The sequence below is a fragment of the Mesorhizobium sp. M7A.F.Ca.CA.001.04.2.1 genome, from assembly GCF_003998485.1.
In the GTDB taxonomy this organism is placed as follows: Bacteria; Pseudomonadota; Alphaproteobacteria; order Rhizobiales; family Rhizobiaceae; genus Mesorhizobium; species Mesorhizobium ciceri.
In genome coordinates this window covers 1-10517 of the sequence record NZ_RZQT01000174.1, presented here as the reverse complement: position 1 = coordinate 10517, position 10517 = coordinate 1, and the positions used below count along the sequence as shown (strand labels likewise).

Here is a 10517-nt window from a genome sequence, read left to right as displayed (position 1 = left end):
CCATGTTCAACTCGCTGTTCTTCGATAGCGAGCGCTACGATCTGTCGGCCGTCGGCCGCGTCAAGATGAACATGCGCCTCGAACTGAAGGCCGAGGACACCGTGCGCGTGCTGCGCAAGGACGACATCCTGGCCGTGGTCAGGACGCTGGTTGAACTGCGCGACGGCAAGGGCGAGATCGACGACATCGACAATCTCGGCAACCGCCGCGTACGTTCGGTCGGCGAGCTGATGGAAAACCAGTACCGCGTCGGCCTGCTGCGCATGGAGCGTGCGATCAAGGAGCGTATGTCCTCGATCGAGATCGACACGGTCATGCCGCAGGACCTGATCAACGCCAAGCCGGCGGCTGCCGCCGTGCGCGAGTTCTTCGGTTCCTCGCAGCTGTCGCAGTTCATGGACCAGACCAACCCGCTGTCGGAGATCACCCACAAGCGCCGCCTCTCGGCGCTTGGACCGGGCGGTCTGACCCGCGAGCGCGCCGGCTTCGAAGTGCGCGACGTGCACCCGACGCATTACGGCCGCATCTGCCCGATCGAGACGCCGGAAGGCCCGAATATCGGTCTGATCAACTCGCTGGCCACCTTCGCACGCGTCAACAAGTACGGCTTCATCGAGAGCCCGTACCGCAAGATCGTCGACGGCAAGCTGACCAATGACGTCGTCTATCTCTCGGCGATGGAAGAGGCCAAGCACCATGTTGCGCAGGCCAACGCCGAGCTCGACAAGAACGGTGGTTTCGTCGACGAATTCGTCATTTGCCGCAGTGCCGGCGAAGTGATGATGGCGCCGCGCGAAAACGTCGATCTGATGGACGTGTCGCCGAAGCAGATGGTGTCGGTGGCCGCGGCCCTGATCCCGTTCCTGGAAAACGACGACGCCAACCGCGCTCTGATGGGTTCGAACATGCAGCGTCAGGCCGTGCCGCTGGTGCGCGCCGAGGCGCCGTTCGTCGGCACCGGCATGGAGCCGATCGTCGCCCGTGACTCGGGCGCCGCCATCGGCGCCCGCCGCGGCGGCATCGTCGACCAGGTGGACGCGACGCGTATCGTTATCCGCGCCACCGAAGATCTCGATCCGGGCAAGTCCGGCGTCGACATCTACCGGTTGATGAAGTTCCAGCGTTCGAACCAGAACACCTGCATCAACCAGCGCCCGCTGGTTCGCATGGGCGACCGGGTCAACAAGGGCGACATCATCGCCGACGGTCCGTCGACCGAGCTCGGCGATCTGGCGCTCGGCCGCAACGTGCTGGTCGCGTTCATGCCGTGGAACGGCTACAACTACGAGGACTCGATCCTCCTGTCCGAACGCATCGTCGCCGACGACGTCTTCACCTCGATCCACATCGAGGAGTTCGAGGTCATGGCGCGCGATACCAAGCTTGGACCGGAGGAAATCACGCGCGATATCCCGAACGTCTCGGAAGAAGCGCTAAAGAACCTCGACGAAGCCGGCATCGTCTACATCGGTGCGGAAGTTCAGCCGGGCGACATCCTGGTCGGCAAGATCACGCCGAAGGGCGAAAGCCCGATGACGCCGGAAGAGAAGCTTCTGCGCGCCATCTTCGGCGAAAAGGCATCCGATGTGCGCGACACCTCGATGCGCATGCCTCCTGGCACTTTCGGCACCGTCGTCGAGGTGCGCGTCTTCAATCGCCACGGTGTGGAGAAGGACGAGCGCGCCATGGCGATCGAGCGCGAGGAGATCGAACGCCTCGCCAAGGACCGCGACGACGAGCAGGCCATTCTGGACCGTAACGTCTACGCGCGTCTTTCCGACGTGCTCGTCGGCAAGGAAGCGATCGCTGGACCGAAGGGCTTCAAGAAGGGCTCGACGCTGTCCAAGGATACGCTCGACGAGTATCCGCGTTCGCAGTGGTGGCAGTTTGCCGTGGAGAACGAAAAGCTCCAGAGCGAGCTGGAAGCGCTGCGTGGCCAGTATGACGATTCCAAGAAGGCGCTTGAACAGCGTTTCATGGACAAGGTCGAGAAGGTCCAGCGCGGCGACGAAATGCCTCCGGGCGTCATGAAGATGGTCAAGGTCTTCGTGGCCGTGAAGCGCAAGATGCAGCCCGGCGACAAGATGGCCGGCCGTCACGGCAACAAGGGTGTCGTGTCGCGGATCGTTCCGGTCGAGGACATGCCTTTCCTCGAGGACGGCACGCATGCCGATATCGTGCTCAACCCGCTGGGTGTGCCGAGCCGCATGAATGTCGGCCAGATCCTGGAAACGCATCTGGGCTGGGCATGTGCGGGCATGGGCAGGAAGATCGGCGAGCTGATCGACACGTACAAGGCAGCCGGCGACATCAAGCCCCTGCGCAAGACGCTCGAGAGCTTCATCCCGGCCAACGACCGCAACGAGCCGGTTCGCGACTATGACGACGAGAGCATCGTTCGCCTCAGCGAGCAGATGCGCCGCGGCGTCTCGATCGCGACCCCGGTGTTCGACGGCGCGCATGAGGCTGACATCAACATCATGCTGGAGCAGGCGGGCCTGCACAGCAGCGGTCAGTCGCAGCTCTATGACGGACGCACGGGCGAGCCGTTCGATCGCAAGGTGACGATGGGCTACATCTACATGCTCAAGCTTCACCATCTCGTGGACGACAAGATCCACGCGCGTTCGATCGGTCCGTACTCGCTCGTCACCCAGCAGCCGCTGGGCGGCAAGGCGCAGTTCGGTGGCCAGCGCTTCGGCGAGATGGAGGTCTGGGCGCTGGAAGCGTACGGCGCCGCCTACACGCTGCAGGAAATGCTGACGGTAAAGTCCGACGACGTCGCCGGCCGTACCAAGGTCTACGAGGCGATCGTGCGTGGCGACGACACCTTCGAGGCCGGCATCCCGGAGAGCTTCAACGTTCTCGTCAAGGAAATGCGGTCTCTCGGCCTCAATGTCGAGCTGGAGAACACCAAGCTCGACGACAACCCTGTCCGGCTGCCCGACGCGGCCGAGTAAGGCAATGGCGCGCCACGGCTGTCCGCGGCGCGCCTCGAGCATGATCCCGAAAAGTGGTTACCGGTTTTCGGACAGGATCATGCTCAACCGGGAAGAATTCGACGGCCAGTGGCCGACAAAGACGGCGGGCGTTTGGCTCGCGACTAGATGCAAGGGATCTTCGAGGATCCCGAAAAGGAGAACGGCATGAACCAAGAGGTCATGAATCTCTTCAATCCGCAGGCGCCTGCGCAGGTGTTCGATTCCATCCGGATATCGCTTGCCAGCCCTGAGAAGATTCTGTCCTGGTCTTTCGGCGAGATCAAGAAGCCGGAGACCATCAACTACCGCACCTTCAAGCCGGAGCGTGACGGTCTGTTCTGCGCGCGCATTTTTGGCCCGATCAAGGACTACGAGTGCCTGTGCGGCAAGTACAAGCGCATGAAGTACAAGGGCGTCATCTGCGAGAAGTGCGGCGTCGAAGTCACGCTGTCGCGCGTTCGCCGCGAGCGCATGGGCCATATCGAGCTGGCGGCACCGGTCGCCCATATCTGGTTCCTGAAGTCGCTGCCGTCGCGCATCGGCACGCTGCTCGACATGACCCTGAAGGACATCGAGCGCGTCCTCTACTTCGAGAACTACATCGTCACCGAACCTGGCCTCACCGCGCTGAAGGAGCACCAGCTGCTCAGCGAGGAAGAGTACATGATCGCCGTCGACGAGTATGGCGAGGATTCGTTCACCGCCATGATCGGCGCCGAGGCCATTCATGACCTCCTGGCCGGCATGGACCTGGAGAAGATCGCCGGCGACCTGCGTTCGGAACTGGCGTCGACCACCTCCGAGCTGAAGCAGAAGAAGTATCTGAAGCGGCTCAAGGTCGTCGAGAACTTCATGGAATCCGGCAATCGTCCGGAATGGATGATCATGAAGGTGGTTCCGGTGATCCCGCCGGACCTGCGTCCGCTCGTCCCGCTGGACGGCGGCCGTTTCGCCACGTCGGATCTGAACGATCTCTATCGCCGCGTCATCAACCGCAACAACCGTCTGAAGCGGCTGATCGAGCTGCGCGCCCCCGGCATCATCGTGCGCAATGAAAAGCGCATGCTGCAGGAAGCCGTCGATGCGCTGTTCGACAACGGCCGTCGCGGCCGCGTCATCACCGGCGCCAACAAGCGCCCGCTGAAGTCGCTGTCCGACATGCTCAAGGGCAAGCAGGGCCGATTCCGTCAGAACCTGCTCGGCAAGCGCGTCGACTATTCCGGCCGCTCGGTCATCGTGACCGGTCCGGAGCTCAAGCTGCACCAGTGCGGCCTGCCCAAGAAGATGGCGCTCGAACTGTTCAAGCCCTTCATCTACGCCCGTCTCGACGCCAAGGGTTACTCCTCGACCGTCAAGCAGGCGAAGAAGCTGGTCGAAAAGGAGCGTCCGGAAGTCTGGGATATCCTCGACGAGGTCATCCGCGAGCATCCGGTGCTGCTGAACCGTGCGCCGACGCTGCACCGTCTCGGCATCCAGGCGTTCGAGCCGATCCTGATCGAAGGCAAGGCGATCCAGCTGCACCCGCTGGTCTGCACGGCCTTCAACGCCGACTTCGACGGCGACCAGATGGCCGTTCACGTGCCGCTGTCGCTGGAAGCGCAGCTTGAAGCCCGCGTGCTGATGATGTCGACCAACAACATCCTGCACCCGGCTTCCGGCGCGCCGATCATCGTGCCGTCGCAGGACATGGTTCTGGGTCTCTACTATCTCTCGATCGTCAACCAGAACGAGCCGGGCGAGGGCATGGTGTTTGCCGACATGGGCGAACTCCAGCACGCGCTCGAGACCAAGGCGGTGACGCTGCACTCCAAGATCAAGGGTCGTTTCCGCACGGTCGACGCCGAAGGCAAGGTCGTGTCGAAGATCCATGACACCACGCCTGGCCGCATGATCATCGGCGAGCTTCTGCCGAAGAACGTCAACGTGCCTTACGAGACCGCCAACCAGGAGATGACCAAGAAGAACATCTCCAAGATGATCGACACCGTCTACCGCCACTGCGGTCAGAAGGAGACGGTCATTTTCTGCGATCGCATCATGGCGCTCGGCTTCAGCCATGCCTGCCGCGCCGGCATTTCGTTCGGCAAGGACGACATGCTGATCCCGGATGCCAAGATCAAGCTGGTCTCCGACACCGAGGCTTTGGCCAAGGAATACGAGCAGCAGTACAATGACGGTCTGATCACGCAGGGCGAGAAGTACAACAAGGTCGTCGACGCCTGGGCCAAGTGCTCGGAAAAGGTCGCCGACGAGATGATGGCCCGCATCAAGGCGGTCGAGTTCGAGGACAATGGCCGTCAGAAGCCGATGAACTCGATCTACATGATGTCGCACTCCGGTGCGCGTGGCTCGCCCACCCAGATGCGCCAGCTTGCCGGCATGCGCGGCCTTATGGCCAAGCCGTCGGGTGAAATCATCGAGACGCCGATCATCTCGAACTTCAAGGAAGGCCTGACCGTGCTCGAGTACTTCAACTCGACCCACGGCGCCCGCAAGGGTCTGGCCGACACCGCCTTGAAGACGGCGAACTCGGGTTACCTCACCCGTCGTCTGGTCGACGTGGCGCAGGACTGCATCGTCAACTCCGTCGACTGCGGCACCGACAAGGGCCTCACCATGCAGCCGATCGTCGATGCCGGTCAGGTCGTTGCTTCGGTCGGCCAGCGCGTGCTGGGCCGTACGTCGCTCGACGACATCACCCATCCGGTGTCGGGCGAGATCCTGGTCAAGGCCGGAACGCTGATGGACGAGCGTGACGTGGAACAGATCGAAAAGGCCGGCGTCCAGTCGGTCCGCATCCGCTCGGCACTGACTTGCGAAGTCAGGGTTGGCGTCTGCGCGGTCTGCTACGGTCGCGATCTGGCCCGCGGCACCCCGGTCAACCAGGGCGAAGCCGTCGGCGTCATCGCGGCGCAGTCGATCGGCGAGCCGGGCACCCAGCTCACCATGCGTACCTTCCACATGGGCGGTACCGCGCAGGTGGTGGACAGCTCGTTCCTTGAAGCCTCGTATGAGGGCAAGGTCGAGATCCGCAACCGCAACGTGGTGCGCAACTCCGACGGCCAGCAGATGGTCATGGGCCGCAACATGGCGGTGCTGATCCTCGACGAAGCCGGCAAGGAGCGCGCCTCGCACCGTCTCACCTATGGTTCGCGCATCTTCGTGGACGATGGTGACAAGGTGAAGCGCGGCCAGCGTATCGCCGAGTGGGATCCCTACACGCGTCCGGTCCTCACCGAAATCGAGGGCAGGGTGTCGTACGAGGATCTGGTCGACGGCATTTCCGTTCAGGAAACGGCCGACGAGTCGACCGGCATCACCAAGCGTGAGGTCATCGACTGGCGCTCGACGCCGCGTGGCAACGACCTGAAGCCGGCGATTGCGATCCAGGACGCCAAGGGCAAGGTCGGCAAGCTGTCCAAGGGCGGCGACGCCCGCTTCCTGCTCTCGGTCGAGGCCATTCTTTCGGTCGAGCCGGGTTCGCAGGTTCGCCCCGGCGACGTTTTGGCGCGTATTCCGATGGAAAGCGCCAAGACCAAGGACATCACCGGCGGTCTGCCGCGTGTTGCCGAGCTGTTCGAGGCACGTCGTCCGAAGGATCACGCCATCATCGCCGAGATCGACGGCACGATCCGCTTCGGCCGCGACTACAAGAACAAGCGTCGCATCATCATCGAGCCGCATGACTCGACGCTTGAGCCGGTCGAATACCTGATCCCGAAGGGCAAGCCGTTCCATCTCCAGGACGGCGACGTCATCGAGAAGGGCGACTACATCCTCGACGGCAACCCGGCGCCGCACGACATCCTGGCGATCAAGGGCGTGGAGGCACTTGCTTCCTACCTCGTCAACGAGATCCAGGAAGTCTACCGTCTGCAGGGCGTGTCGATCAACGACAAGCACATCGAGGTGATCGTTCGCCAGATGCTGCAGAAGGTCGAGATCACGGTGCAGGGCGACTCGACCTACATTCCGGGCGATCATGTCGACGTGATCGAACTGGAAGAGGTCAACGAGCGTCTGGTCGAGGACGGCAAGAAGCCGGCCGAAGGCCTGCCGGTGCTGCTCGGCATCACCAAGGCATCGCTGCAGACGCCGTCCTTCATCTCGGCCGCCTCCTTCCAGGAGACGACGCGAGTGCTGACGGAAGCTGCCGTTGCCGGCAAGACCGACATGCTGCAGGGCTTGAAGGAAAACGTCATCGTCGGCCGGTTGATCCCGGCCGGTACCGGCGGCACGATGAGCCAGATCCGGCGCATCGCCACCTCGCGCGACGAACTGATCATCGACGAGCGCCGCAAGGCCTCGGGTGTGGAAGTCGCCGAGCCGATGCTCGCCGATATGACCACCGCCGCGCAGTAAGCGCGGACGGAACGTGAAGAGGAAAAGGGGCCGGTGGCCCCTTTTTCGCGTTTTGGCTTGCGCATCGGATCAGCGAAGATGATGGCTTGCGTCCAGATGCGGGGGAGCCTTGATGAGCGAAGAATACGACCTCGACAAAGCGGTCACCATCACATTGTCGCAGGCCAAGATGGCCGTCCTGATAGATATCTGCGCCAGGATCGGCGACTTCGGCCTGTCTCCGGAAGAGGAGTTCGTGCTGAGGGAAATCGAGGCGGCGGTCGAGCCGGAAATCGACTTCATCTTCGACCCCGGCTACAGGGCGATCGTGGCGGAAATCAAGAGCAAGCTCCGGCAGGAACTCGACCCGGAAGGCGCCCTGCGGGCTGCCGACAAGCATTTCGAGCCGGGCGCGCAAGCGATGATCTGGTTCGACGCGGCCCTGGAACATCCCGCGGATGATGATTTGCTAAGGCACTGCGTTGCGGCGGTTCTCGAGCTGAGCGCGCAGAGTGTGGATGTTGTTCACAGCGTCGCCGAACTCGGGGATGCGCCCGCCACCTGCGTCGTAGATGGCGCGTCGGAAGACGCCTATTCGCAACTCGTGACCATCTATCTCTCGGATATGTTTCAGCAACCGGATGCCGTCGAGAGCGGCGCGCGGCTGGCGCGGCTGCTCGACAGGTCATTGCTTCTCGCCAACGATGCCACGGCGGATCCCTACTCGTTCATTCTTGTGTCCAGGACGGGTGGGCAGTCGGTCGTGTCGGTTGCCTCGGACGAACTGGACGAGAACGGCCGGTATATTATCTTGAAGCCAGAGGCTCTTTGAGTGGGTCGAACGTCGACCCGCGGACGTCTCCGGAAAGGGCAGCACTTACGATGAGCAGGAACAATTGGGCGGCAGTCGACGACTACATCGTCGGTTCCCTCTTTGAGGCGGACCCCGTGCTTGATGCCGTTCTGGCGGCCAACCACGATCATGGCCTTCCGGCGATCGACGTGTCGCCGGCGCAGGGCAAGCTGCTTTCACTTCTTGCGCGCATGCAGGGAGCGAAGAAGGTCCTCGAAATAGGCACGCTGGGCGGCTATTCGACCATCTGGATGGCGCGCGCACTGCCTGCCGACGGCAAGATCGTGACGCTTGAACTCGATCAGCACCATGCTCATGTCGCGCGATCGAATTTCGAGCGGGCAGGGGTATCGGAGCGGGTGGAACTGCGGGTCGGTCCGGCGCTTCAGTCGCTCGCAGCACTTGGCACCGAGAATGCCGGGCCATTCGACTTCATCTTCATCGATGCCGACAAGCCGAACAATCCGCACTACCTATCCTGGGCCATGCGGTTGTCGCGGCCCGGAACGGCCATCGTCTGCGACAACGTCATTCGAGATGGTGATGTGGTGAACGAAGATGGCCGCGACGCCAATGTCGAAGGCGCGCGCGCCGCATTCTCATTCATCGGCAGCGAGAAGCGTCTGGACGGCACCGCCATCCAGACCGTCGGCGCCAAGGGCTATGATGGCTTTGCGATTGCGATCGTGGAGTGAGATCGCGCCATGATTGTCTGAATGACGCTGATATCAGACCAACTCGGCGGCTGTTCGTTTGTCGACCGGCTTCCCCCAATCCGTTGCTGCTTCGCAGCGGCACCTTTCCCCCCTCCGGAGGGAAAGGAAAGGAGCGTTGCTGAACGAGCGTTGGCGTCAATAGGTTCGCGCCCTTCCTCTACCCCGTCGATCGGGGGAGAGGTGGCTCGGCGTAGCCGAGACGGAGTGGGGGTCGACCTGGCACCAGCGTGCATTCACGCCAGGTCCGCGATCCCGTCGCGTGCACAGCTCAATCGAAAAACGCCTCGACTACGTTGCGCTTGCCGAGCATGAAGGCGTCAGCGACATGCTGGAGCGGGGCCAGATCGACATCGGAAACGCCGGCGCGCACGATCTCGGCGAAGCGCTTGTAGAGCATCGGATATTCCGCTTCCGGCTCTTCGTGAATGAGCTTGCCATCGATGGCGAGCTTCGAGCCGCCGCCCGACAGCACCATGGCGCCCTTGTCGGTGTCGGCCAGGATGTCCCAGCTTTGCGGGCCTGTCTGCAGCCAGTCGAGGTCCATCGTCACCGGCAGGCCATTCGAGGTGCGGAAGGTGACGCGCGCGGCAACCGGGGAGGCGCGGTTTTCGGGAAAGTCGAGCACCGCCGAGGTGATGAACATGGCCGGCAGGATATGGGTGGCAATCGACAGCGCGTTGATGCCGGGATCGAAGACGCCAAAACCGCCGGGAGCCCAGATCCATTCCTGGTTCGGGTGCCAGCGGCGCACATCCTCTTTCCAGTTGATGGCGGCCGAGCGGATGCGGGCTGAACTTAGAAAAGCACGTGCGGCCTCGACGGCCGGCGCATAGCGCGAGTGCCAGCTGGCGAACAGCGAGACGCCGTTGTGCGCAGCCAATGTCTTGAGGTCTTCGACCTCGCTGACAGTAGCGCCCGGCGGCTTCTCCAGGAAGACATGCTTCTTTGCCGTCAGCGCCGTCCGCGCCGCGTCGTAGCGGAATTGCGGCGGCATGCAGAGCGAGACGGCCTCGAGCTCGGCTACGGCGTCGAGCATGGCTTCGATGGTGGGGAAATTCGGGATGTCATCCACCTTGCCGTGACGGCTGGCGGCCGCGACGAGGCGATAGTCCTGGTCTTTCGCCAGGGCCGGCAGGTGCTGGTCGCGGACGATCTTGCCGACGCCGACGATGCCTATCTTGATGGGCTGGGACACGGCCGCTCCGTCTGTTTGATGATGGTGATGGCTTCTTATCAGAACACTTGCCTCGGGCAAGCCGAAGCCGAGCAGCCAAGCTCAGCCTTCCCTTAGCGGCAGCACATTTGTCGGCTGGGAAGGCCTCGGTCGCCGATTCGGTTCGGCAGTCGATTCGAAAGCTGGACCCGGGTCAGATCGGCACGTCGAAGGTAACGATCGACACTTCGCCTTCGAGCGCGCCCTGGAAGGCGGAAATATGCGGCTCTTCGTCGGGGATGCCGTCCATGTCGCCGATCTGGTCGAGCTCGGCCTCGGCGTAACCTTCGGCGGCAAGCGATTCGAGCGCCCGGCGCACCGCCGAATCGTCGTCGGGCGCAACCAGCATGACGTGGACGCCTTCCGGTTTGCCGCCTTTTTTCTTCCACACCCGGCCGGTGATGATGGTGACC

Annotated in this window: 6 protein-coding genes; 4 read left to right on the top strand and 2 right to left on the bottom strand. The window is 62.8% G+C overall.

From position 1 onward, the window contains the following. From rpoB to EN955_RS31300, 4 genes are all read left to right on the top strand, one after another. Positions 1-2960: DNA-directed RNA polymerase subunit beta (gene rpoB / locus EN955_RS31315; RefSeq protein ID WP_127223522.1), on the top strand; the 2960-nt coding region annotated here is incomplete at its 5' end. 186 nt (positions 2961-3146) lie between these two features. Beyond that, positions 3147-7343, top strand: coding sequence for a DNA-directed RNA polymerase subunit beta' (gene rpoC / locus EN955_RS31310; protein ID WP_024505639.1), 4197 nt, complete (start codon positions 3147-3149; stop codon positions 7341-7343). A gap of 154 nt (positions 7344-7497) precedes the next feature. After that, positions 7498-8154 (top strand): hypothetical protein, encoded by a 657-nt coding sequence (locus EN955_RS35715; protein WP_245265421.1) that lies wholly within the window; start codon positions 7498-7500, stop codon positions 8152-8154. Positions 8155-8204: 50 nt separating this feature from the next. Then, positions 8205-8870 (top strand): O-methyltransferase, encoded by a 666-nt coding sequence (locus tag EN955_RS31300; RefSeq protein ID WP_024505641.1) that lies wholly within the window; start codon positions 8205-8207, stop codon positions 8868-8870. 289 nt (positions 8871-9159) lie between these two features. Here EN955_RS31300 and EN955_RS31295 read toward each other — a convergent pair whose 3' ends face one another. After that, a complete protein-coding gene (locus EN955_RS31295; protein WP_013531419.1) occupies positions 9160-10086 on the bottom strand; it encodes a Gfo/Idh/MocA family oxidoreductase in 927 nt (308 codons plus the stop codon). Positions 10087-10258: 172 nt separating this feature from the next. Next, the coding region (locus tag EN955_RS31290; protein WP_127223521.1) for a transcriptional regulator at positions 10259-10517 on the bottom strand (259 nt) is incomplete at its 5' end.

Coding starts and splice junctions, on each gene's coding strand:
- rpoC (WP_024505639.1), top strand. CDS start 3,147: ATGAACCAAGAGGTCATGAATCTCTTCAATCCGCAGGCGCCTGCGCAG.
- EN955_RS31300 (WP_024505641.1), top strand. CDS start 8,205: ATGAGCAGGAACAATTGGGCGGCAGTCGACGACTACATCGTCGGTTCC.